This is a genomic window from Undibacterium sp. Di27W, assembly GCF_049340345.1.
Taxonomy (GTDB): domain Bacteria; phylum Pseudomonadota; class Gammaproteobacteria; order Burkholderiales; family Burkholderiaceae_D; genus Undibacterium.
In genome coordinates, this window is record NZ_JBMPOS010000006.1 from 22,736 (window position 1) to 48,465 (window position 25,730).

The window sequence follows — 25,730 nt, forward strand, 5'->3', positions numbered from 1 at the left end:
GAATGGCGAATAAGCTTTTTAGCATCAGTTTTTGCTATACGAGGCGCGTAGTTTAACATTGCCTTTTAGCTTGTGCGATGGGGATTTAACTAGCCAACTTATCAACATCACTGCCAACTATCCAGCCTTCCAGCGCATCAAATTCTGGCAAGCCATAATTCTGATCTCGTCTTTGCCAGGCCCAGGCTGCCAGCAACATGCATAACACAGCATCAAGCAGATCAGCGCTGCCGTCTGCTATGAGTTCTGTCTTGTAGATTCCCAGATCCAGCTTGATATCCCAGGGTGTTGCTCCTGCTTCCAAAGCAGCAACAATCAACTCGCGGGCTTGCTGGCGTGCTGGTGTTTGCTTGTTCTTGTCATCGCTTTTATACGAGGCTTTGGTGATGCTGCGTGCCACCATGCCGGGGTAGGCTTCGAGGGCGATGCGTTGCAGATCGCCTTCGCACATGCCAGGGATGCTGACACCAGCGTCCAGCAAGCGTGGAGCACCCGCATGCAGCATATAGGCGACCGGTGGATTGACCCATTTCATCGAAGGCGAAGAACCGGCGGGGATATCTGTTGCCCTGTGGGCGAATTTATTGCCGCTGGCGCGGGCGTCGCAAAAGGCCTTGAATTGCAGGCGCAATTCTGCGCGTGTCTGTGTTTGCAGATGGCGCATCAGGTCTGGCCAGTTGCCTGGCCATTGCAAATGTTCAATCAGCTCGCGCGGTAGAGAAAATGGCAAGTCAAAACCGGCAACCCAGGGGCCAGGCTGTATGAGCCAGTTATCAAAAGCAGTAAAGTCGCTGAGTGTTTGCAGGGATTCCAGACAGAGCACATCGCCTTGCATCTGGCCGCTGGCAATCGTAATACCTTTGCGGCGCGACGGAGCCGAAGTGAAATCCACGCCAAGCAATTTCATCCGTAATGCCCAAAAGTGACGACGCGCATGAGGCCGCGGTAAATCAGATAGGCCACGCCATGCCAGGCTCGCCTATACCAGGCTTTCTTGTGTACATCTTCGGCCTGGATTTCCATGCCATCGGCAATGCCCAGTTCCAGCTCATGCGCCAGACTGGCGGCAAAGATCTTGTCACGGATAACGACATTGGCTTCATGGTTGACGAACAGGCTGAGGCCATCAAAATTGCTGGAACCTACCGTTGCCCAGTCTTCATCAATGACGGCAACTTTGGCATGCAATTGTGTCTTGCGGTATTCAACGATGCGCACGCCTGCTGCCAGCAACCTGGGATAGAAAGACTGCGACACGGCATCCTGCAGAGCGAATTGACCTACCCCCAGCAAGAGCACGACATCGACACCACGAGTAGCCGCAGACACCAGGGCACGGCGGAATTTTCTGCCGGGTGCAAAATAAGGCGTCACCAGGATGGCGCGTGATCTTGCCATACCCAGTGCCTGCAAATAGGCGCGTTGTATGGTGGCGCGGTTACGCAAATTATCGCGCACCACCAGCGCCGCTGCGGTGATTTGCTTACCGGCGATTTTGGCATCAGCACGCAGATGCTTCATCAATGCCAGACGGGTGCGCAAACCAAGTTTGCCAAGCTTGCGCCATTGTGCCGCGACTTCCTGATGGATATTCGCAACCAGAGGGCCGGTCACGCTGACGGCAAAGTCCCAGCGTGGAAATGGGAGTACATGGCCAGAGCCATCATCGGCAATATTGTCATCGATGATATTCAAGCCACCGACGATGGCGATTTGTTGATCAACGACCAGGATTTTTCTGTGGGTGCGTGCCAGGCCGCGTTTGAACCAGGGGTTAAAGCAGCGACAAGCCACACCCTGCTCATTGAAGCGCTGGGTCAGGTCCAGTGCCACATTTCTATCACTACCTATCCAGTCTATGACTACCCGGACTTGCACGCCACGCCGGGCAGCGTCTACCAATGCAGCTTGCACAGCCTGTGCCGTCTGGTCGGTCGCAAAGATATAAGACTCCAGATAGACTTCATGCTGCGCCTGCTCTATTGAAGTAATCAGGGCCGGAAAAAATTGTGCTCCGCTATGCAAGAGTTCGACATCATTGCCTTCAATGAAATGCAGCTTTCTCATGTGCTTTCAACTTGGCCCAGCAATTCCAGGCTGGCGGTAATCGGCACATGATCCGATAAGGTGGTCCATGGTGCACCTTTCATGACACGTGCTTCTTCAACCTTGAAGCCACGCAGGTAGACGCGGTCCAGACATAACCAGGGCAAGCCAGCGGGAAAGGTGCGGGCATGTCCGCCAGTGTTCTTCTTGCCCAGTATTTTACGCATACCCTTCAGCGAAAAGCGTGATGCAGGCCCCTGAGCCTCGACATCAAAGGCTTCAATGACGCCGAGTTCCTGGTACAGGGTCTGGCTCAGGCGCTGGCTCCAGTCATTGAAGTCCCCAGCGATCACCAGCGGCGCATTGGCGGGCAAGTCTTGTTTGATGGTGTTGATCAGTGCCTGTATCTGCCGACGGCGGCTGCCTGCAAACAAGCCCAGATGAATGACGAAGCAATGTACCTGGACTTTGTCTATCTGTACGATGGCATGCAGGATACCGCGCTGCTCGTAGGCGTGGTCTGATACATCATGATTGGTGAATGAGGCAATCGGGTAGCGGCTCAACAAGGCATTGCCATGGTGGCCGTGTTCATAGACGGCATTCATGCCATATACAGCCTGATGAGATTGCCCGGCCAGGAAGTCATGCTGACTCTCTTGTGGCCACAGGGTATGGTTTTCTGCATGCAGGTCATGCTGGCCCTGCACTTCCTGCAGAAATACCAGGTCGGCGTCGAGTAAATCTATCGCTTCCTTGATGCCATGGATGCGGGCCTTGCGGCCAAATGCACTGACGCCCTTATGGATATTGTAGGTGGCAATGCGCAGCTTCATGGTGACTCCCTTTAGCTTGTTAAACCTCGATCAGCTTCGGTAGTTGCAGTATGGCTTCGGCATTCGATGCGGAAAAACATTTATCCGCTGCATCCCGCCATGGCAACCACAGATATTGCAGATGTTCACGCGGTGCCAGCCTGATTGTTACATCGGGGCTGACACACAGGCCAAACACATGCTCGGTATTTTGCGTCACACCCGGCGCATAGCGATGACGCCACACCGGGTAGATTTCATATATATTGGTCAGACCCCAATCTTGCAAGTCGAATTGCAAGGCATTAATACCGGTTTCTTCAGCCACTTCACGGATGGCGGTGGTCTGCCAGGCCTCGCCCACGGTATCTTTCGACCCAGTGACAGATTGCCAGAATCCAGCCTTGTCGGCGCGTTCCAGCAAGAGAACATCAAGTGCGGCGGTGTAAATAACTACCAGGACAGATTCAGGGATTTTATGCGTTGACATGCCAGGCCGAAATGATGATCCGGTGTTTTCAAAACCACCATTCTAACGCCTTTGGCTCATCCATATTTGATACCGCAAAGTAAAACGGCACTCCCTGAGCAATATACTCAATAGAATGCCGCTAAAACTAGAGCAACGTAGCTTAATACAGAGCAACGCTGCCTTGAAATATTTTCGCCTGTCTGGTCAGTGATATTTATTTCTTCTCGAAGTAAGTACCCACGCAAACCATGCTGTCACCAACGCCGCGCTCGCAATATGAACGTTTCAGGTCATAGCCCTGCGTCGCAGGATTATTGAACTTATAAGGGCCATACCAGCCTTTTGACGAGGTTTTCACCAGGTCTATCATGCCCTTGATGAAGGCGTTACCATCTACATCCTTCATGGTCATCAGGTTTTTACCTACCATTTTTGCATTCGCACCCTGCGCCAGGCAATTGCCTTCAAAGTCATATACAAAGACGTATAAGTCTTTTTCCTTGAATGCGCCATCAGGATGGTCCATGAACACTTTGTAGGCTTTTTCTGCGCCAGCTGACTTGACCAGGGCCACGGCTTTTTTGACCATGTCCTGCGCTTCAGCCTCTGAACCATGTTCACCTGCGGCAAGAACCGGTGCCGCGCATGCAGCAATTATTAAACCCAGCGGCAATATTTTTTTAAACTGATGCATCGTCATTTCCCCTCAAAAAGTGAACACTTACCCATACGGCAAGTAGGCCAGCACTAGCAATTTGTTTCTTTATAGCAGTTTTTTGGCGCAGCTTCATTTTTGCAACAAGAGTTGACATTGAGGGATACTTGCTGCGCTGCCATAGATAAAGAACAAACTAATCTGAGATGGACGACTGTCAGCAAGCAAAGCTGTGCAGTCTGAATCTTTTATGCAACGCAGCAAATATAAAAAAAGGCCTGCAGAGCAGGCCTTTTAGGTCTAACAAATAACAACGCAAATGAAGACTTACTTTTTCACCGGCACTGCAGGCGGCATTTCTTTTTCCTGCAATTGCCGGACCTGTGGCACCAGTTTATTGTGTGCATCCAAAAACGCGGCAACAATCACCTTGGCTTCATTGGTATTACTCCAGCCTGCGCCAAAGCCACCGCCGGCAGCACCAAAGCTGAGGCCGCCCATGCCCAGATCTGTCGTCTTGGCAGAACCGGTGGCAGCCGCCAGTTGCTCGGTGGTTTCATTATCGGTCAATAATAAAACTACCTGCGCTTCCTTGAAGCTGACCTTCTCTGCATAGCCAGTGAAATTCCTGAGGATAGGGATCATACCCATGATGGCACCTATACCGCCACCTGCCTTGCTTTCAGAAAAAGTCAGGCTGGGGGTAATCGTGTATTGCGCTTCATAGCCCTTGCCCTTGGCCACCGTAGAATTTTTACGGATGATGCCCTGGTCCTTGAGTTCCTGTTCCTGTATCACGGCCTTCAAACCCGAAGAACGGTCCACCACGCGGAAGCAGCCGCTTTGCTGTGCCAGCAAGCGTATCAAAGGCACAGGCGAAGAAGGCAGATTGTACTGGCTGCTCATAGTGTAGCCATTCGGGTTCTCGACCAATGACAGGGTCGCCACAGGCGCATCACACTTGACCAGGGTCTTGCTGGCACCCTTGGCACCAGCAGGACCGGCAGCGCCTGTCACTTCAGAAGAGCCTTCACCCAGTTCGGTTTTCTTTTCTCCGCAAGCGGCGAGAAACAAACTGCTGCTCAACAATAAAAATAAGGCTGTCTTGTTATTCACTTGCATACTCTTTTCACTGTTGTCAGTTTCATTAATACGTCCTTGCGGATGAAGAATTACGCGATTTTTGGTTCTGCTGCACGCAAACGGATATGCAGTTCACGCAATTGCTTTTCGTCGACTTCAGACGGTGCTTGTGTCAACAGACATTGGGCACGCTGGGTTTTCGGGAAGGCGATCACGTCACGGATGGATTCTGCACCTGTCATCATGGTGACGATACGGTCCAGACCAAAAGCCAGGCCACCATGTGGAGGCGCGCCGTATTGCAATGCATCCAGCAAGAAGCCAAATTTCAATTGTGCTTCTGCGTCATCAATCTTCAAGGCACGGAATACTTTGCTTTGTACTTCAGCACGGTGGATACGGACAGAACCGCCGCCCAGTTCCCAACCATTCAGGACCATGTCGTAGGCCTTGGCGATACACTTGCCTGGATCTGTTTCCATCAAATCTTCATGGCCATCTTTTGGTGCCGTGAATGGATGATGAGTTGCTGTCCAGCGGTCGTTTTCTTCATCATGTTCAAACATAGGGAAGTCAACTACCCACAATGGTTTCCATACGTCGTCAAACAAGCCATTGGCTTTGCCGAATTCGCTATGGCCGATTTTCACGCGCAATGCACCGATCGCGTCATTGACGACTTTAGCCTTGTCAGCACCGAAGAAAATCAGGTCGCCATCTTGTGCGCCTGTAAGTTCCAGGATTTGTGCCAATGCTGCATCATGGATGTTCTTGACGATAGGAGATTGCAAGCCATCACGACCTTGTGCCTTGTCATTGACTTTGATGTAAGCCAGGCCTTTAGCACCGTAAATACCAACAAACTGTGTGTAAGCATCGATCTCTGAACGTGGCATGTTGGAGCCGCCAGGTACGCGCAAGCCGACGACACGGCCATTGGCCATGTTGGCTGCACCAGCGAATACTTTGAAATCCACGTCTTTCATGACGTCTGTCAATTCTGTGAATTGCAGTTTGACGCGCATGTCTGGCTTGTCGGAACCATACAGACCCATGGCCTCAGCAAATTCCATGACAGGGAAAGGATTTGGCAGATCGATATCCAGCGTGTTTTTGAAGACCAGGCGTATCATGCCTTCAAACATGTCGCGAATCTCTTGCTCATTCATGAAAGAAGTTTCGCAATCGATCTGGGTAAATTCTGGCTGGCGATCAGCACGCAAATCTTCATCACGGAAGCATTTGGTGATCTGGTAGTAACGATCAAAGTTGGCCACCATCAGCAATTGTTTGAACAATTGTGGGGATTGTGGCAGCGCAAAGAAGTTACCAGCGTTAACACGGGATGGCACCAGATAGTCACGTGCGCCTTCAGGCGTGGACTTGGTCAGCATCGGTGTTTCGATATCGATAAAGCCGTTCGCATCGAGGAACTTGCGCACTTCCATCGTTACCTTGTAACGCAGGCGCAGATTGTTTTGCATTTGCGGACGGCGCAAATCCAATACTCGGTGAGTCAGGCGTGTAGTTTCAGACAGGTTGTCATCATCGAGCTGGAACGGTGGCGTGACGGAAGGATTCAAGACTTCCACTTCATGCGCCAGCACTTCGATCTTGCCGGATTTCAGATTGCTGTTGCCAGTACCATCTGGACGGGCACGTACCAGGCCAGTAATGCGCAGGCAGAATTCATTGCGTACGGATTCAGCCGCTTTAAATACATCAACGCGATCAGGATCGCAAACTACCTGCACCAGACCTTCGCGGTCACGCAAATCAATAAAGATCACGCCGCCGTGATCGCGACGACGATGCACCCAGCCACACAGGCTGACGGTTTGGCCGAGTAATTCCTCAGTAGTGAGGCCGCAGTATTGGGTACGCATGGACATATTTCTTACCTGTCTGTATTCAAAATTAAAAATGATTTGATGCAGTGGATAACCACATCATTTATTTGGTGGGGAGATGCTCGGGAGCCACCACGCCCATGGAAACAATGTACTTGAGTGCGGCATCAACACTCATGTCCAGCTCTATGGCTTCATCCTTGGGTAACATCAGGAAAAAGCCGGAAGTCGGATTCGGCGTAGTCGGCACATATACGCTGACGAAATCGCCTTTGAGGTGATTGACGACATCACCACCCGGTACACCGGTCAGAAAACCTATGGTCCAGCAATCACGGCGCGGATACTCAATCAGCACGGCTTTGCGGAAGGCATTGCCGGATGATGAAAACAGGGTATCAGATACCTGTTTCACACTGGAATAGATGGAGCTGACGATAGGAATGCGTTGCAGCAGACTTTCCCAGGCTCTGATGACGTAATTACCAATAAAGTTCTGGGCCAGCAAACCCGTCACAAAGACAATGAGCAAGGTCAGGATCGTACCTATGCCCAGCACCTTGAAACCCACCAGTTTTTCTGGACGCCATTCAATTGGCAACAGTAACAGGGACTGGTCCATGGTACTGATAATGGCATGCAGCACCCATAGCGTGATCGCCAGAGGTACTAAAATCAGCAAGCCAGTAATAAAGTATTTACGCATGGTAATCGCAAGTTTTCTGAGTGAAACGACAATGATAAAGGATTAAGGGGCATTAAGGGTCATTCAGGCAGCTTTGCCTGCATCGCTTGCTGGCGTTGCTGCGGGAGCAGACACAGCAGTTGTACTGGTTTCTGCCGCTGGTGCTGCTGCTGTGGATGCAGCCGCTCCGCCTTCAGTCGCCGGTGCAGCTGCAGCGCCGCCCGAACCGCCGCGGAAATCCGTCACATACCAGCCCGAGCCCTTCAGTTGGAAGCCAGCAGCGGTCACTTGCTTGCGAAAAGAAGATTTGCCGCAGGTCGGACAGACACTGAGCGGATCTTCGGACATCTTTTGCAATACATCCTTGGCAAACCCGCATTCTTCACAGCGGTAAGCATAAATCGGCATGGTGTAGCCTTAAAAAAACTGATAAAACCCTGAATTATAAAGGTTTTTGATCAGAATTTGCGCATTGCATCATGCCGAAACTCTAGCCGTGGTCAAACAGCTAAGGGCTTACGGACAAATTGCGGCAGCAAAGACCCGGCTATCATACCTGTCACACTCATGAGTACGCCCACCAGTTGTGGCGGCCACAAGCCTTCGGGTGCAAAAACTTCCATGCTGACCCAGCAGACTATACCCAGGATGATGGATGCCAGACCGCCCTGAGTAGTAGCACGCTTCCAGTACAGGCCAAACGATAGCGGTACAAAAGCGGCAACCAGGGTCACTTTATAGGCGTTTTCCACCATTTTATAAATACTGGATTCAGTATTCATGGCAAAAACAGTAATAATTGCAGTGAATACCAGCACTACTACACGCATCATGAACAGAAATTGCTTGTCACTTTGCTTGGGGAAGAAAGGTTTCAGGATATTTTCAGAAAAGGTCACTGAAGGTGCCAGCAAGGTTGCGCTGGCACAGCTCTTGATCGCTGACAGCAAGGCACCAAAGAACATTACCTGGGCCAGCATGGGCACCTTGGTCATGATCAGGGTGGGCAAAATCAGTTGCGGGTCTTTGTCTATCAGGCTTTCGACCATCTTGGGGTCGATCAGGGTGGCTGAATACGCCAGGAACATGGGAATGAAGGCAAAGCAGAAATACAAGGCGCCGCCCAATACCGATGCATTACCGGCAATTTTTTCATTCTTGGAAGAAGCTACGCGCTGGAATACGTCTTGCTGAGGTATCGAGCCCAGCATCATGGTGATCCAGGCGGCAAAGAACCAGAGTGACTCCTTGGCAGTGGGCTTGGGCCAGAATTCCAGCTTGCCTGCATTTGCGGCATGTTCTATGACCACTTTGGCACCACCCACCATGCCTGAGACTTCCCAGCCTATATACAGCATGCCAACGACGATGATGATCATTTGCAAAAAGTCAGTGATCGCCACCGACCACATGCCCCCCATCAGGGTATAGATCAGCACGCTGCCAGCACCTATCATCATGCCAACTTCGTTGGTGATATAACCGCCTGACACCACATTGAACACCAAGCCCAGGGCCTTGATCTGGGCTGCCACCCAACCGAGGTAAGAAACCACAATACACAGGGTCACCAAAATCTCGGCAGTACGGCCAAATTTATTGCGGTAATAATCACCGATGGTCAGCAAGTTCATGCGGTACAGCGGGCGCGCGAAGAACAGGCCGACAAAGATCAGACACAGGGAAGAACCAAAAGGATCAGCCACCACGCCCTTCAAACCATCCTTGACGAAGGTGGAAGATATACCCAGCACGGTTTCCGAGCCAAACCAGGTGGCGAATACCGTTGCAGTCACCACATACATGGGCAGGGAGCGGCCTGCTACCGCATAATCCTTGGAGTTATTGACATAACGGGCGGCATACAAACCTATGCCAACAGAGATGACCCAGTACAGGATGACGAACCAGATGAGTGTATTCATGGGAGAAACGTACAATGATGTCAATAAAAAACCCGCTTTTTTTGCTGCGGGCATTATAGACGTAAGTTACACGAAGTTTGTGTAGCGAAGAGGCAATTTTCTCGCATGTACCAGGCTTATTTGTGTAAAAAACACGCTAAAAGCCTTATGTATCGAAATGTACCGGGGTATGCGGGCTTTCCTTAAGAAATTCCGCTCAGAAAACGCCATTCATGAAATTTCCACAAAGAAATATCACTGGAAATCAAATAGTTTTTATTTCAACAACAATTTGCAACACTTTGAAACTCTGGTATGTTTCCGCCATCTTATTCATATAAAATCCAAAACAGCTTGTAACTTGCATTAGTTGCAGGTTTATTCATTAATCCCAGCGGCAGAGTTGCGCAAAGCGCATGCAGCATATCTCGATAGGAACATCCATGGAACTGGCAAACACCCAGCAAGGTTACGGACCAGCGCGTGAGCGTTTTATCAGCAAAACCTTTAATCACCTTGGTGGCGCAATTCTGGCGTTCACCGCAATTGAAGTCATTTTATTTAAATCCGGCATGGCCGAGGTCATGGCACAAGCCATGCGTCATTTGCCATGGTTTCTCATCCTTGGCGCATTCATGCTGATAGGCTGGCTGGCATCCCGTGCAGCACATACGGTAGAAAGCCTGCCTCTGCAATATGCGGCACTGGGTGCTTATGTTATTGCAGAAGCAATTATCTTCGTCCCCATGCTTTACATCGCCAATCAGGTAGCGCCTGGTGCCATCGCCACTGCTGGCCTGGTAACAGTGCTGGCAACCGTCGGCCTGGTCGGTGTGGCTTATGTCTCCAAGAAAGACTTTTCTTTCCTTGGCGCTATCTTGAAATGGTGTGGCCTGGTAGCTCTGGTCTTGATCGCCTGCGGTATGATTTTTGGCTTCCAGCTTGGTTTGCTCTTTAGCGTAGCGATGGTAGCTGTTGCTGGCGCATCTATCTTGTACGATGCTTCCAATATCATTCATCACTATCCTGAAGATCGTTATGTCGGCGCGTCTCTGGAATTGTTTGCTTCCGTCGCCCTGCTGTTCTGGTATGTCTTGCGTATTGTCATGAAATTACGCGACTAAGCTTACTCTGTCTAACGAAGCAGTGATTTAACTCAGTAGCAATTCTTTCATTCCAGCCTGCATTTTGCGGGCTGGAATCAGATTTACCTCCCTGGTTTTACTTATTCCCTTCATTTACTCCCTTTGCCCGCTTCTTCCAAAGCCGCGGTCTGCCCTGCTTTATTCTTCAAGCGAAAGTCCGTCGTCAGCATGGCCTGATCCAGCAGATAGCTGGCCCTGGTCAACAAATCCACTGCGCCCAGATAAAACTGCGGATTGATCTTGTCTGCCGTATCGCTGGGTTGATGGTAGTCAGCATGATCTTCCACCCCAAAATAAATATGCGGGACGCCTGCCAGAAAAAAGGGTAAGTGATCTGATTGTCTGGTCCAGTCGTCCTGCCCCTGCTCTGGCCTGTCATGGCCAAATTTGAGTTTTACACCCTGCGTACCATCCAGGCCCAGCAACAAGTCCTTGAGGGCTGGTGTATGGTAAGCGCCACTGGCATACAGTTCCCCCTTGTCACCACGGGCTATCATGTCAAAATTGATATTGACGCCTATGCGCCCGAGATCAACGACAGGTTTGGCGGCAAAAGCGTGAGAGCCACTGAGGCCCAGCTCTTCTGCATCAAACAGGATGTACATGACATCGTGCTGCGGTGGCTGCTTTTGCATGGTATCGGCAATCGCCAATACCGCTGCCACACCTGAGGCATTGTCGTCAGCACCATAAAAAATTTTGCCATCACGTACACCCAGATGATCGTAATGGGCGGTAATGGCTACTAGTGGGGCTGTCGCATGCCCTGCCATGCTACCAGACTGGCAAGCCAGGATATTCTGGCCCTTGCGCGTCACACCCTGGCGGGTCTGGAATTCAAATTCGTGGACAAAGCCATCCTTGCAGGGTGCCAGCCCTATTTGCTGTAAGCGGCTGACTATATAATCACGCGCCAGTGCACTGCCCTTGCTTTCCGTCGCCCGGCCTGCCATTTCTTCACTGGCCAGCTTGCTGACATCCAGCATGGCCTGCGCCGGTTCAGCTGCCTGCATGGGCAGATGAGTCAGGCTGAGGAAGGCGACAGGGAGTAAAGTTTTTAATTTTCTTGCAAATTTCAGCATGGGTTTTCAACTGTTATAAGAAATGACAAGTATCAGACAAGCTGACATGAACTTAAGTTCTTATTGTATAAAATATCATATATCCTTTATAAAAATGCGCTAATACCAGCATATAAGCCTGAGCAGGCTTGCAATTAGCCGCATTCCATGGGATAAACCCCAACCTGACTTTTTTGCGACAAAGTATTTAACAATTGTCCCAGCGAGTCTTTTTAGCCTGTGCATGCGTATCACCAGATTTATCGCTAGATGTCGAATTTAAAAAAACTTGTCGTTAGTACAGAAAAAGAGTTTGAAGCCCTGGCGGCTTCATGGCGTCTGCTGGAAACACAAGTACCACAACTCTTGCCCTTCCAGACCTATGACTGGAACCGGGCCTGGTGGAAGATATTCTCCGATGCTTCGTGGTATCACAAGGATGAGTTGGCCATCTGTACCTTGTACGATGAAGGGCAACTGGTCGCCGTCATGCCTTTGACGAATACCCATGTAGGCTTGCATAGCCTGTTCATGTATCGCTATGTGCGCCCCTTTGGTGCTGACCCCAATCTGACTGAGATACGCATACCGCTGGCCATGCCTGCCTACGATGAAACCATCTTGCAGCAGTGGGAAGACTTGTCCAGACAAGAAACCTTTGGCCTGACCGAGTTCCAGGTCATCCATACCAAACAGCATGCAGCCCATTTTTTGGCCAGCAATGCGGCGGTTCATCCACTGGAAGCCAGGGATGTGCCCAATTTCGTCTTGCACCTGGGCGATAGCTGGGCCAGTTTCAAGAGCGGGCTCAAGCGTAATATCAAGGAGTCCTTGCGCCATTGCTATAACTCGCTGGCACGCGACAATCTGCCAGTACGTCTGCAAGTCTGGCAAGGCGCAGCGGAGATACGAGCCCGCTTGCATGATTTCTATGCTCTGCACGCCGCCCGCGCCGGTGCCACCAATACCGTAGAACACCCTGATTACTTTGCAGATCCCCAGCACCGCGCCTTCATGGCGGCCTTGCTGGAGAGCGACTTTGCCAGCCGCATGCAATTGTTTTGCCTGGAACTGGATGGCCGCGTAGTCGCCATGCGCCTGGGCTTTGCCATGGGTGAAGAGCTATATTTATATTATTCAGGCTATGACTTGCAGTTCGCCCGCTACAGCGTCATGACTACATTGCTGGCCGAAATCATACAATGGTCTTACACACAAAATTTCAAGCGCATCAATTTGTCTGTCGGTGAAGATGTCTCGAAAACCCGCTGGGGACCAAGCGTCACCCATTATGTGGAATACCAGTGCGTGAAAAACAATGCCTGGCGCAGAAACCTGGGCAACAGTATTTTGAAGATGCGCAAACTGCGCAGGAGCTGGGCCGGACAAAAGTCAGAATAAGCCATCCTTGCCGATAAGCTGAATCAAGTTTCATCCCCATGTAAAAACGTTTACACTTGCCCTGCTTAACACCTACACAAGCATAGGCTAAGGACTTCACTTGCGCTTCATCCACACTTCAGACTGGCACCTTGGCCAAACCCTGCATAGCGCCGAACGCGGGCTGGAACATCAGCATTTTCTTGACTGGCTGTGCATTACACTACAAGAACAAAAAGCCGATGCCCTGCTGATAGCGGGCGATATCTTCGACAATGCCAATCCCTCCGCCGCATCGCAAAAACAGTTTTACCGTTTTTTGCAGCAGGCCAGAAACACGCTGCCAGACTTAAATATTGTCATCATCGCTGGCAATCATGATTCTCCCGGCAGGCTGGAAGCACCAGCGCCTTTGCTGGATGTCATGGGCGTCAGCATCATTGGCTTTGTACCACGCATGGCAGATGGCAACATCGATATCACCAGACTGGTGCTGCCCTTACGACGTGCTGGTGAAGTCGTGGCCTGGTGCCTGGCCATCCCTTTCCTGCGTCCTGGCGATGTGCCCCGAGTAGAAACTACCGGTGATCCTTACATGGCGGGTATCGCCCGCTTATATGCAGATGCCATGCAATATGCACTGAGCCTGCGCCAGCCTGGTCAGGCCATCGTCGCCATGGGCCATTGCCATATGGTAGGCGGTGAGATTTCTGAAGATTCAGAAAGGCGCATCGTCATTGGTGGGACGGAGGCCTTGTCAGCAAATATCTTTGATAGCAATATCGCCTACGCCGCCCTGGGCCATTTGCATATGGCGCAAAAAGTCGGCAAGCAAGAACATTTACGTTATTGCGGCAGCCCCCTGCCCATGTCGTTTGCAGAAGTAGATTATCAGCATCAAGTTTTATGTGTGGATCTGTTGGGTGAACAAGTCAGCCAGATCACGCCTCTGTATGTGCCGCGTGCCATAGAATTATTGCGCATACCGAGACAGCCCGCACCACTGGCCACCGTGCTGGCAGCGTTAACGCACCTGGATTTGCCTGTGCAAACCGACGCCAGTTATTACCCTTACCTGGAAGTGCGCGTCAGGCTCGATGCGCCAGAGCCAGGTTTGCGCGCCAGCATAGAAGCCGCGCTTGAAGGCAAGCCAGTACGCCTTGCAAAAATCGATACCAGCTTTGCCAGCAAAACCAGGTCTGAGCAAAGCCAGGCAGATATTGAACTGGCCAGCCTGGAAAAATTCCAGCCAGAAGATATTTTCCAGCGTCTGTATCAGGATAAATACCAGCAAGCGACCCCGGACAATATGCTGCAAGCCTTTCATGAATTATTGCTGAGCCGCGAGGATGGGCTATGAAGATATTGGCCATACGCGGCAAAAACCTGGCATCACTCGCGGGTGAATTTGTAGTCGACTTTGAGCAAGAACCCTTGCAATCTGCCGGACTCTTCGCCATCAGTGGTCCTACCGGGGCTGGTAAAAGTACTTTGCTTGATGCCATGTGCATGGCCTTGTATGACGATACCCCGCGCCTGGTCAAAGCGAGTATGGGAAAAAACCTGCCGGATGGCGGTGAACTGATTTCCCAGCAAGATACCGGTAATCTCTTGCGCCGGGGTACGGCTGATGGCTATGCCGAAGTTGATTTTGTTGGCACCGATGGTAAATCCTACCGCGCACGCTGGATGGTCAGGCGCTCTTATGGAAAGCCAGGCGGCAAACTGCAGTCACCCAGCATGAGTTTAAAAGAACTGCCCGCATTGCTCCCGATAGGCGGCACCAAGACCGAGGTCAAGCTGGAAATCGTCAAGCGACTGGGTCTGGAATTTGAACAATTCACCCGGGCAGTGCTGCTCGCACAAAATGAATTTTCCAGCTTCTTGAAAGCAGATGATGGCGACCGCGGTGAGTTGCTGGAAACCCTGACGGGCAGCCTCATCTACGGGCAAATTTCGAAACGTGCTTTTGCCCGTGCCAAACTGGAAAATGAAGCTCTGGACAGATTTCATCTCAGACTGGCCGATAATAAACCCCTGAGTACGGAAGAACGTCAGCTGCAAGAGGCAGAATTGCAGCAAGCCAGCCAACAGTTATTACAGCTGGACACCCGCCTTGGCGCAATCAAAACCCATCTGCAATGGCATCAGGAAGAACATAAGCTAGAAGCCAGCGTGCAAGCCGCCATCAACACTGTAGCAATGCGCGAACAAGAGTTGGCCGCAGCCCAGCCACGGCTGGAATATGTGCATAAAATTGATGCCTTACAAACCGCCCGACCTTTGCTGCTGGAACAAACGCGACTGGAATCAGCCATCAAGAGCAGCCAGTTGCATCTGGGTGAGACCGAAGAAAAACTGCAAACATCCGTGCAAGCCGAGCAAGCCATGCAGCTCGCCGCGGCACTGGCGCAAAGCAAGTTACTGCAAGCCGAGCAAGCGCAAGCTACCGCCACTGCAAGCCTGGATACGGCCAAAGCTCTGGATGCCGGTATCAGCATTTTGCAAACCAGCCATCAGTCTGCACACATAGCAAAAACCCAGGCGCAAGAGAGCTTGCTCAAAGTCGGCCAGCAACACAAAAACAAGCAAGAAGAATTATTGCAGCTAAAAAAGAAACAGCAAGAAAATATACTATGGCTGGAACAACATGAAAGCCTGCAAAGCCTGGCCATGAACTGGCCAGCGTGGGAGCAATTGCTGAAGCAAGCCACGAATCTGTATGGCAAACAGCAAAACCTGCGCCTGCAACTCACTGAGCTGCATGGCAAAAGCAAGAATCAGGAACAATTACTGCAAACCCAGACAGGCAAATTGCAAACCAGTGCAGCTAGCTTGCAAAACGCCGAGACCTTGCGCCAGCAAAGCACTGCATCGCTAAGCCAATATGACATAGTCAAGTTGCAAGCGCAGCGCCAGCAAGTCGACAACAGACGACAACAATTAAGCAGTGCCAGCACTCTGCAACTCAATTTACAGGAGCAGTGCAATCGCGCAACGACGCTGGAGGCGCAATTAAGCCGCTTGCAGCAAACCTGGCAAGTGACTATGCGTACAGCTGCGACAGCGCAGCAACAATTACCGGCCTTGACTGCGGCCCTGGCACAGGCAGAACAAGGCTGGCAATTAGCGCAGGCGGCCTGCAATGCCAGCGTAGAAGACCTGCGCGCCAATTTACAAGAGGATGCCCCCTGCCCGGTCTGCGGCTCGCATGAGCACCCGTATAAAAGCCAGGACCCGCAATTGCACAAGCTGCTGGGGCAATTGCAACTGCAGGTACAACAATGTCGCCAGGCAGAACAAGAAGCGCACCAGCAATTCGCCACCGCCAACAGTCTGGGGCAGCAACAAAGCAGGCAAATTGAGACGCAAACTGCCGAACTGCAGCAACTGCGCGACAATCTCAGCAAGTTGGAGCAGCAATGGCAACAGCATCCGCTGGCAGCAGAATCCGAGGGAAATGCAGATGTTCAGGCATGGCTGGAACAAGCGCATGCAGACGCGCAGCAAGAGCAGGCACAACTACTCACGAATGAGAGCGCCAGCCATCTGGCCATCAAAGCCAGGGATGCCGCGCAACTGGCATGGGAACAAGCCAGGCTCCAGCATCAAACTCTCAAAGATGCGCATGTGCATGCCATGGCCATGCTGGAGAAACTAGAAACTGAACAGGATAATCTCAAGCAACAGGCAGCGCAATCACGCCAGCAATTGAGCGATGCACTCGATGAACTGGAAGCCGCTTTCCCTGCTCAGGCAGATGATGGCGATGATAGCAATCACTGGCGAGACGCCTGGCAAGCAGCGCCGCAAGAGTTCCAGCAAAATTGCGCGCGCCATGCGCAGCAATGGCAGACACAGCAAAACAGCCATACACAATTGACGCAAGCCATCACCAGCGCGCAGATGGAAGTCAGGCAATTTGCTGCACAACAATTGCAGGCTGAAGAACAGGCACTTGCAGCCAGCACGCAATTTGGCAGCCTTGATACTGAACTCAGGCAAAAGCAAGCACAGAGATCGCAACTGTTTGGCGGCCATGCTGTGCAAGCTGTGGAAGCTGAATTAACTGCCGCAATCAGGCATGCGAAGCAGCAAGTCAGCCAGCAAAACCAGGCCCATGATGCCAGCCGCCAGCAAATGCTGCGTCTGACGGAAATGCTGGGACTCGGCCGTGAGCGTTTGAAGCAGGACCAGGCGGCCCTGGAATCAACACATGAGCAACTACAGGCATGGCTGGCAGAGCAGGCAGACGCGCAAGAAGACGCGCTGACACTCACTGATTTGCGCAGCTTGCTCAGTCATGATGCAGACTGGCTCAAGGCGGAACGCCAGGCACTGCAAACCCTGGCCGAAGCCAGTCAACAAGCGGCGACGATATTGCAAGAGCGCTGCCAGCAAAGATTACAGCATCAGCAGCAAATTCCAGCTGCCCTCGACATGCTGGATATCCCCGCTGAAGCGTCAGCAGATGCGCAAGTGGCAGACCAGCAAGATCAACTGCAAACCCTGCTGGATAAATTACAGGTTGAACACCGGCAAGCACAGCAGCAATGCAGCAAACACCAGCTTATCCTGGCGCAAGATGATGCACGCCACCAGCAAGCCCATGCCCTGATACTGAGTATGCAGGAACAGGAAGCCAGCACCAGGCTTTGGGCGCAAATGAATGAACTCATAGGTGCTGCCGATGGCAAGAAATTCCGCAACTATGCCCAGCAAACCACGCTGGATGTCTTGCTGGCCTATGCCAACCAGCATTTGCAACAGTTATCACGCCGCTACCGCCTGCAACGCATCACCGACAGCCTGGCATTGATGGTGCTGGACCAGGACATGGGGGATGAACGTCGCTCTGTGTATTCCTTGTCTGGTGGTGAATCCTTCCTGGTATCGCTGGCGCTGGCGCTGGGCCTGGCTTCACTATCCAGCAATCGCGTCAAGGTCGAGTCCTTGTTTATCGATGAAGGTTTCGGCAGCCTGGACGTGGATACGCTCAGCATCGCCATGGATGCCCTGGACAGCCTGCAAGCCCAGGGCCGCAAGGTCGGTGTCATATCGCATGTGCAGGAAATGACGGAACGCATCTCAACCCGTATACTGGTGCAAAGAGCGGCAGGTGGCAGTAGCCTGGTGCGCGTGGCTTAACAACGGCAAGCGCCGTATAGAATTCAAATAACAAAGAAAAATATCATGATAGACGCACTCATCGCCGGACGTATTTATGGCCAGGTCGAAGAACGCGCAGGACAAAATGGTTCTGTGTATGTCACCTGCAAGGTGAAGGCATCCACGGATGATGGTGATTTCATCATCTGCAATGTCATCGCCTTCAATGACAAGGTGCGCGAGACTTTACTGGCCCTGGGCGATGGCGACAGCCTGTCCTTGTCGGGCGCATTGACACCCAAGGTGTGGACAGATAAACAGGGTAAATCCAGGCCAGCCCTGGATTTGATCGCTCATGCGGCCATCACAGCTCACCTGGATCGCCTGACTTAGCTTTGGCTTTGGCTTTGGCTCTCTGTTCCTGCGCGGTAAGCTAAGCCCTTACCAAGCCAGTCACATGCAATTCAGACAAGAATAAAGTAAAACATCGTTTCCTGGATCAGGAAAAAGCCACAAGGGCATTTGCCAGCTTCAGGCACGGGCGTACTATTCAGGATATGTTCATGCTCAGGCTTACTGTATCCAAGGGGAAACATGCCAGCTCCTGTCCGCTCATCTCTGCCTTGCCAGCCAGCTTGCTTGCCAAGGCTATTCGCGCTGATACTGGTTTGTCTGCTATGCCTGTCCGGCACTATGGCGCAAGCGCAAAAACTGAGTATCTACACTGAAGACTGGCCACCCATGAACTTCAAGACCAAGACGGGTATTGATGGCATGGCAGTGGACATGGTCAAGGCTTTGCAGACGCTGACCGGTAGCAAGGAAAGCATACAACTGGTGCCCTGGGCACGCGGTTATAAGGCTGTGCTGGAAGATGAAAGCGTGCTGTTGTTCAGCCTGGGCCGCTCGCCCGAGCGTGAAAAACTCATGCATATGCTGGGGCCTATCGCCATTTCAAAAACTGCCGTCTACACCCGCAAGGGCGAGGCTGCGCGGCTGAAGGCGCTGGATAACGATATCTACAAATTACCGGTCGGTGCCTATCGCGGCAGCATCTTTGCCGATGCCGCCAAGAAGAAAGGCTTTATCAATCTGGCGCAGGCCGATTCACCATTGAATTCATCGAAGATGCTGTTTGCCTATCGCTTTGATCTGTGGGTAGAAGGCAGCCTTGCCGTGAATTCCATCTTGCAGGAAAGTGGCCGCACTGCTGCGGATGTAGAAGAAGTCATGGTACTCGACAGCCTGGAATTGTATCTGGCCTTTTCTTTAAAAACCCCGGCAGCGACGATCAGCCTGTGGGAAAACGCCTTGCGGCAAATGAAGAAGGATGGCAGCTTTCAAAAGATCCATCAAAAGTGGTTGCCGGGTGAAGCACCGCCGGTGGAAGTGTTTAGAGTTGAGGGTGGGCATTGAATGCCAACATCTGCGGTCTTTATCTGCGGTCTTTATCTGTGCACTTCTCATTGCTAGACTATGTTGTCCTGCTTGACGTCAAGCATTGTGGATATTTTTGAGCATTTCCATTGCCCCAGCCCAATTCTGTTTCGACTTGTAAAAGCACTCCCCCTGCTTATACTTTGCTCTTATCCTACCGCCTTTCCTGGCGTGCCATGATAGAGCAGATCTACAAAAATCAGCCTTCAGCATGGCAATACTGGCTCATTTTCTATCCACATCATGCTGAAAATTTTAAAGAATATAATTTCCGGAAAACCTGTCAATGAAACTACATCAAATGTAGTGGAAAGCACGGCAGCATCTGACTTTGCCCAAGAGATAGATATCAACAGTGCCAGCAGTATTTTGATCAATGCTTATTGCACATGCGCACAAATACCGGCGCTGAATTTCCCCCATCAATTGAATAGCCTGCGCGATTTGCATGACCCTGAAATGCATGAGCACCTGCAAGGCTTTATCGGCTATGTGCTCAAACGTGGCGATGGGCAAATGACGCATCAGCGTTATCATGTAATGCGCCATATACAGCGCGTACAGCAGCAAGTCAGCCTGTGGATAGATGAGAGCCAGCTGGATGCCTTTTCTGATTGGGCTGTGGCGGCCAATGCCATCGTATTCATGCCTGATGGTGATATCCGTGACCCGCATGGCTTTGTCTTGCTGGCTGCGACAGACGGCGGTATGGAAACCGGTGCTGCCGTCCCTTATCCTGCGCTGGCCTGGCAAAGAAAAACCCGTACCGATAATTTTCTGACGGATAAAGGCATCGCTGTCCCTGCGCACTTACCACCACTGGTCAGCGAAAGAGAATTGCAATTGCGCCCGGTCGCAGAAATACTGGGGCGGGCGCTGGCTTTGTACGTGGTTGCCTTGCGTGCAGAATCAGTGGCTACCCATCAGCCCATACCCTCGCATGAATTGACTGAGCGCTTCCCGCAGGTGCATGCCTGGTTATCCCCCAGCGAGCGTGAGTTCCTGGAAACAGAAGAGCCTGGGGATGATGTCCTGCCGCAGTTTGCCTGGCGTTATGAATCCCTGTATGTGCTGGAATGGGTATTGGGCTTGCAGGACGAACTGGTATTTACCGATGCGATTTGCGATGTGCCGCTAATCGCCCGTACCATGATGAATCTGGATTTCGAAGACACACTGGCAAAAGCCAGCACGCGTCCGGCCAGCCAGATACTCGATGCCCTGGACTTGCATTATCGCCTGCACTGGCTGATACGTCAGGCCAGGATGAAGAAAGAGATGCTGCCGCAAGACCTGGATGCCGGTGTCATCTATGAAAGACATTATGCCTTGAACTGGCTGGTGAACTTTGAAAACGCTGAGTGGGACGAGGTAGATACGCCTACCTAGGGCCGGTCTGCTCGCATATGAATGGCATGCTGCTCGCAGGCAACTGATATGCAGTTTAGCTCCTGCACAAGCATGCAACCCTGGTAATTTCACTGTCAGTAGCCCAGCTTCACTGCCAGAATCACCACATTCTCCAGGCCCAGGTGCAAGCCCAGCTTGCATTATTGAAATACCATTTCTACAATGAATAAGATGGATATTGCTTAATTTTTAACGCAATCCTGAGTGAAGAAATTGATGGTGTTCACTGTTAGCCTGCTGCACTGATATGTTTGCCATAGTCTGCTAACAACTCCAGATCATCATTCGAGCTCGGGGCTTATTCAAGGCAACAGGGCTGCCCTTCATGCTTAGTGTGATGAGCAAACTGCCCCGTCATCAAGAGTCGTCACAAGCTCATTTGGGGAGCCAATGGTGCTGACAGAAAGGACGCAGCCAGTGGCCGACAAGAATTTTGTATTCTTGTCCACGATGCCTGCAACACTGACCCAGCGCCGCCTTGCGCTGGCGGTCATCCTTGTTTCTACACTGATCTTTGCTGCCATAGTGCCATACGCCAAGCAGGCGCTGACCAAGGTCTGGGCTTTTATTCCAGCCTACCAGGCTGCGCTGGTTGTCAGCGATCTGGTGACTGCCGTCTTACTCTATAGTCAGTTCGGGATTTTAAAGTCCAGGGCCTTACTGATACTGGCCAGTGCCTATTTGTTTACGGCAGCCATGGCAGTAGTGCATGCACTGAGTTTTCCTGGCCTGTTTGCCGAGCATGGTTTGCTGGGTGCCGGCCCGCAAACTACGGCCTGGATGTATATGCTGTGGCATGGTGGCTTCCCCTTGATCGTGATTGCCTATGCACTTTACAAGGAGCCTGCAGGCCATGCTCGGGAGCGCCTGCATGCTGGCGCGCTGGTGCTGGCAAGCAGCATCGCCGTGATTGCCGCGGTCTGCGGCTTCACGCTGCTGACCACGGCAGGGCAAGACTATTTGCCCAGGATCATGCAGGGCAACCAGCATACATCTGTCATGCTCGCGACCGTCTCCTGCGTCTGGATACTGAGCCTGGTAGCACTGCTCTTGCTGTGGCGACGCCAGCCCAGTACCGTGCTTGATCTGTGGCTGATGGTGGTGATGATTTCCTGGCTGTTTGACATCGCACTCTCAGCTGTCCTCAATGGTGGACGTTTTGATCTGGGGTTTTATGCTGGCCGCATCTATGGCTTGCTGGCAGCCAACTTCGTGCTGGTCGTGCTGCTGCTCGAAAATGGCATGCTGTATGTGCGGCTGGCGCAAGCCCACGAAGAATTGCATGAGGCCAAGGACGTCGCCGAGCAGGCGACGCAAGCCAAATCCATGTTCCTGGCCAATATGAGCCACGAGATACGCACTCCCATGAATGCCATCATCGGCATGTCTTACCTGGCATTAAAAACTGAGCTCACTGCCAGGCAAGCCGACTATGTTGCCAAGATCCACAATGCAGGTACCTCATTGCTGGGCATCATCAATGACATACTTGATTTTTCCAAAGTCGAAGCAGGCAAACTGGACCTGGAAGCAGAAGATTTTCCCCTGGATGAAGTGCTGGAACATGTCTCGTCCCTGGTAGCAAAAAAAGCCGCTGACAAGGGTCTGGAATTTCTCATCGATATTGCACCTGATATCCCGCAGCAACTCATCGGTGACCAGTTACGCCTGGGCCAGATCTTGGTCAATCTGGTCAATAATGCGGTCAAATTTACTGAGCAAGGGCAAGTTGCTATTGCTGTGCGCAAACTGGAACAATTTGGTGACAAATTGCAGTTGCGCTTTGCGGTCAGTGATAGCGGCATAGGCATGAATGAACAACAACTGGCACGTTTATTCCAGGCATTTACCCAGGCAGATGGCTCAACCACCCGCAAATATGGCGGCACCGGTTTGGGCTTGATGATCGCCAAACGCCTGGTCGAACTCATGGGTGGTGTGATACAGGTAGATTCTTTGCCTGGGCGCGGCAGCAATTTCAGTTTTGCCATATGGCTGGGGCTGTCAACGGCAGCGCCGCAACACCGCCAGTCGCTACCGGAAGACTTCAAGCGCCTGCGCATGCTGGTCGTGGACGACAATGCTTCTGCCCGTGAAATTCTGTCGACCCAGCTCAATGCCCTGGAATTTGCCGTCAGCACAGTCGCTTCCGGGCAAGATGCCATCACAGCAGTGCAACAGGCGGAGCTGGACCATCCCTTCGATGTCGCCTTTATAGATTGGCAAATGCCAAAACTGGATGGTATAGAAACAGCCCGGCGCCTGAAAAGCCTGAGTATCAGGTTACGCATCGTCCTGGTGACCGCTTTTGGCAAAGACGATGTACGTGCCCAAAGCGAGAAGGCAAGAATCGATGCCTTCCTCGTCAAACCTGTCAGCCAGTCGTCACTGCTCGATACCATCCTGGGTTTGTTTGGATTGCAAGCTGGCATGTCGCAAAAGTCCATGCGCTTTCTTGATGCCGCTCCCGTACTGCGCGGCGTGAGATTATTGCTGGCGGAAGATAATGAAATCAATCAACAAATTGCCACAGAATTGCTGGAAAGTGCCGGTGCCCAGATAGATATTGCCAGCGATGGCCAGCAGGCAATTGACATGCTCAAGGCTGCAGGTCCTACAGTGTATGACGCCGTCTTGATGGATGTGCAAATGCCCAAGCTGGATGGCATAGAGGCCGCCAAGCTGATACGTGCCGATGGCCGCTTTGCTCACCTGCCTGTCATCGCCATGACTGCGCACGCCCTGGATGTAGAGCGCGAACGCTGCCTGGCGGCTGGCATGGTCGATCATATCGTCAAACCGATAGACCCACCATCCATGTTCGAGACCCTGGCCCGCTGGATCAAAGTGACGGACACCACCAGCATTGCAGTCGCAATACAGCCCAAGCAAGAGGAGCACAGCATGCTCCCGCATGTCGATGGACTGGATCAAGTCTCAGGCTTGCGACATACCGGTGGTAATTTGCAGTTGTATGAAAGCCTGTTGCGGCAATTTACCGACAAGGAAGCCGACGCCACAGCACGCCTGGCAGCAGCATTGCAAGCCAGTGACCTGCAAACCGCCGAACGTATCGCGCATACCATGAAGGGTCTGGCTGGCTCTACAGGCTTGCGCAATCTGCAGACTGCCGCCACTGCGCTTGAATATGCGATACGTTCACGTAGCGAACTCGGTAGTGCGGTTATGTATTTCGACCGCGAAATGGCGTCCGCGCTGACGACACTTAATACCGCCCTGAGCAACACTGTGCAGCCAGTACACAGCGTCGCTACAAATGCAGCTACGGCCACAGATGCAGCACAGCATTTGCGCCACTTGCAGGCCTTGCTGCGCAATAGCGATGGCGAAGCGGTGGCTTATTACCTGGAACATGCAAAAGACATCAGCAGCTTGTTTATTGATGGGAAGGCCCGTGAGTTTGACCGGGCCATCACCAATTTCGATTTTGTTGCGGCCCTCGATCAATTGCAATACAACACGACCGAGCCTGCCATTGTTTTGGAGGAACCATGAATACCAAGTACACCGCAAGTGAGCGGCAGACCTTATTGATTGTCGATGACACCCCTGAAAATCTCGCGCTGATGACTGGCTTGCTCAAGGACAAGTATGTCGTCAAGGTCGCCAATAGCGGAGAACGTGCGCTGGAAATCCTTGCCAGCCAGCCCTTGCCGGATTTGGTCTTGCTCGATGTCATGATGCCCGGCATAGGTGGACTTGAAGTTTGCCGTCAACTCAAGAATAACGTCAGGACTACAGAAATTCCCGTGATCTTCCTGACGTCGATGGCAGACATGGAAGATGAGCAAGCTGGCCTGGACGCAGGTGCAGTTGATTACATCGTCAAACCCATTTCACCTGCCATCGTACATGCTCGGGTAAAGACCCATCTGAAGCTAAAAGCGGCAGCAGATTTTTTAAGCGACAGGAATGTGTTTTTATCACAGGAAATCGAGCGCCGCACCCGTGAAGTGCAAGTCATCCAGGACGTCACCATCATCGCCATGGCATCGCTGGCCGAGACACGTGACAATGAGACTGGCAACCACATACGCCGCACCCAGCATTACGTGCGCCTGCTGGCCAACACCCTGCAATCACATCCGCGATTTTGTGAAATACTCAGCGATGACATGATAGAAACGCTATTCAAGTCTGCCCCTTTGCATGATATAGGCAAGGTTGGCATCCCTGACCGTATCTTGCTCAAACCCGGCCAGCTGACCCCGGAAGAATTTGAGATCATGAAAACCCATACCGTCCTTGGACGTGACACTATCGCCACGGCAGAAAAACTGCTGGATACCCCCAGCAGTTTTTTGCGTTGCGCGCTAGAGATTGCCCATAGTCATCAAGAGAAGTGGGACGGCAGCGGCTATCCCCTGGGTTTGGCCGGAGATCATATCCCTGTCCCGGCACGCCTGATGGCCGTTGCCGACGTGTATGACGCCCTTATCTCCAAGCGCGTCTACAAGCCAGCTTTCCCGCATACGCAGGCAGTGGACATCATCAGAGAAGGCCGCGGCCGTCACTTTGATCCAGACATGGTCGATGCATTTTTACTCATCAGCGATGAGTTTCAAAAGATAGGCAAGCTGTATGCAGACAGTGACGAGGATGTGGCAAGAAAATCCAGGGAAATATGAAATAACTTCCGACCCGGCGAGGCCTGAAC

At 51.9% G+C, this 25,730-nt stretch carries 20 protein-coding genes; 9 read left to right on the forward strand and 11 right to left on the reverse strand.

Going from position 1 to position 25,730, the window contains the following annotated elements; genetic code table 11:
- Positions 1-85 precede the first annotated feature (85 nt).
- The 10 genes from ACO0LF_RS13590 to ACO0LF_RS13635 form a co-directional block, all read right to left on the reverse strand.
- Complete coding sequence (locus ACO0LF_RS13590; protein ID WP_423014728.1) at positions 86-907, reverse strand: DUF429 domain-containing protein; 822 nt, start codon at positions 905-907, stop codon at positions 86-88.
- Positions 904-2,067 carry a cardiolipin synthase ClsB gene (gene clsB, locus ACO0LF_RS13595; RefSeq protein ID WP_423014730.1) on the reverse strand — a complete coding sequence of 388 codons (1,164 nt, stop codon included), beginning with the start codon at positions 2,065-2,067 and terminating at the stop codon, positions 904-906. Before clsB ends, ACO0LF_RS13590 begins: the two co-directional genes overlap by 4 nt.
- On the reverse strand, positions 2,064-2,882 hold the full coding sequence (locus ACO0LF_RS13600; RefSeq protein WP_423014732.1) for an endonuclease/exonuclease/phosphatase family protein: 819 nt from the start codon (positions 2,880-2,882) through the stop codon (positions 2,064-2,066). Before ACO0LF_RS13600 ends, clsB begins: the two co-directional genes overlap by 4 nt.
- A gap of 19 nt (positions 2,883-2,901) precedes the next feature.
- Complete coding sequence (nudB, locus tag ACO0LF_RS13605) at positions 2,902-3,351, reverse strand: dihydroneopterin triphosphate diphosphatase (protein WP_423014734.1); 450 nt, start codon at positions 3,349-3,351, stop codon at positions 2,902-2,904.
- Positions 3,352-3,547: 196 nt separating this feature from the next.
- Positions 3,548-4,027: a cache domain-containing protein gene (locus tag ACO0LF_RS13610; protein WP_423014736.1), complete on the reverse strand. Its 480-nt coding sequence runs from the start codon at positions 4,025-4,027 to the stop codon at positions 3,548-3,550.
- A 288-nt stretch (positions 4,028-4,315) separates the two neighbouring features.
- Positions 4,316-5,104 carry a CsgG/HfaB family protein gene (locus tag ACO0LF_RS13615; protein WP_423014738.1) on the reverse strand — a complete coding sequence of 263 codons (789 nt, stop codon included), beginning with the start codon at positions 5,102-5,104 and terminating at the stop codon, positions 4,316-4,318.
- 56 nt (positions 5,105-5,160) lie between these two features.
- Positions 5,161-6,963 carry an aspartate--tRNA ligase gene (aspS, locus tag ACO0LF_RS13620; protein WP_423014740.1) on the reverse strand — a complete coding sequence of 601 codons (1,803 nt, stop codon included), beginning with the start codon at positions 6,961-6,963 and terminating at the stop codon, positions 5,161-5,163.
- A 61-nt stretch (positions 6,964-7,024) separates the two neighbouring features.
- Entirely contained in the window at positions 7,025-7,627 is a 603-nt protein-coding gene (locus ACO0LF_RS13625; RefSeq protein ID WP_423014742.1) for a DUF502 domain-containing protein, read from the reverse strand.
- Positions 7,628-7,690: 63 nt separating this feature from the next.
- Complete coding sequence (locus ACO0LF_RS13630; protein WP_423014744.1) at positions 7,691-8,014, reverse strand: FmdB family zinc ribbon protein; 324 nt, start codon at positions 8,012-8,014, stop codon at positions 7,691-7,693.
- A gap of 92 nt (positions 8,015-8,106) precedes the next feature.
- On the reverse strand, positions 8,107-9,531 hold the full coding sequence (locus tag ACO0LF_RS13635; RefSeq protein ID WP_423014746.1) for a sodium:solute symporter family protein: 1,425 nt from the start codon (positions 9,529-9,531) through the stop codon (positions 8,107-8,109).
- A gap of 395 nt (positions 9,532-9,926) precedes the next feature.
- On the opposite strand from ACO0LF_RS13635, the gene ACO0LF_RS13640 reads away from it, so the two are divergent.
- Positions 9,927-10,634, forward strand: a complete 708-nt coding sequence (locus ACO0LF_RS13640; RefSeq protein ID WP_423014748.1) for a Bax inhibitor-1/YccA family protein — start codon at positions 9,927-9,929, stop codon at positions 10,632-10,634.
- A gap of 110 nt (positions 10,635-10,744) precedes the next feature.
- Here ACO0LF_RS13640 and ACO0LF_RS13645 read toward each other — a convergent pair whose 3' ends face one another.
- A complete protein-coding gene (locus ACO0LF_RS13645; RefSeq protein ID WP_423014750.1) occupies positions 10,745-11,737 on the reverse strand; it encodes a M28 family peptidase in 993 nt (330 codons plus the stop codon).
- A gap of 249 nt (positions 11,738-11,986) precedes the next feature.
- Here ACO0LF_RS13645 and ACO0LF_RS13650 point away from each other — a divergent pair, with 249 nt between their 5' ends.
- From ACO0LF_RS13650 to ACO0LF_RS13685, 8 genes are all read left to right on the forward strand, one after another.
- On the forward strand, positions 11,987-13,117 hold the full coding sequence (locus ACO0LF_RS13650) for a GNAT family N-acetyltransferase (protein WP_423014752.1): 1,131 nt from the start codon (positions 11,987-11,989) through the stop codon (positions 13,115-13,117).
- Positions 13,118-13,217: 100 nt separating this feature from the next.
- A complete protein-coding gene (locus tag ACO0LF_RS13655; protein ID WP_423014754.1) occupies positions 13,218-14,456 on the forward strand; it encodes an exonuclease SbcCD subunit D C-terminal domain-containing protein in 1,239 nt (412 codons plus the stop codon).
- The gene (locus ACO0LF_RS13660; RefSeq protein WP_423014756.1) at positions 14,453-18,244 is read left to right on the forward strand and encodes an AAA family ATPase; all 3,792 of its coding nucleotides are present in this window, start codon (positions 14,453-14,455) and stop codon (positions 18,242-18,244) included. Before ACO0LF_RS13655 ends, ACO0LF_RS13660 begins: the two co-directional genes overlap by 4 nt.
- A 45-nt stretch (positions 18,245-18,289) precedes the next feature.
- Positions 18,290-18,598, forward strand: coding sequence for a single-stranded DNA-binding protein (locus ACO0LF_RS13665; RefSeq protein ID WP_423014758.1), 309 nt, complete (start codon positions 18,290-18,292; stop codon positions 18,596-18,598).
- A gap of 201 nt (positions 18,599-18,799) precedes the next feature.
- Positions 18,800-19,621: a substrate-binding periplasmic protein gene (locus tag ACO0LF_RS13670; RefSeq protein WP_423014760.1), complete on the forward strand. Its 822-nt coding sequence runs from the start codon at positions 18,800-18,802 to the stop codon at positions 19,619-19,621.
- A 327-nt stretch (positions 19,622-19,948) separates the two neighbouring features.
- A complete protein-coding gene (locus ACO0LF_RS13675; protein ID WP_423014761.1) occupies positions 19,949-21,031 on the forward strand; it encodes a DUF4272 domain-containing protein in 1,083 nt (360 codons plus the stop codon).
- A 411-nt stretch (positions 21,032-21,442) separates the two neighbouring features.
- The gene (locus ACO0LF_RS13680) at positions 21,443-24,568 is read left to right on the forward strand and encodes a response regulator (RefSeq protein WP_423014763.1); all 3,126 of its coding nucleotides are present in this window, start codon (positions 21,443-21,445) and stop codon (positions 24,566-24,568) included.
- Entirely contained in the window at positions 24,565-25,701 is a 1,137-nt protein-coding gene (locus ACO0LF_RS13685) for an HD domain-containing phosphohydrolase (RefSeq protein ID WP_423014765.1), read from the forward strand. The genes ACO0LF_RS13680 and ACO0LF_RS13685 overlap by 4 nt, the downstream gene beginning before the upstream one ends.
- The last annotated feature ends 29 nt before the right edge of the window (positions 25,702-25,730 follow it).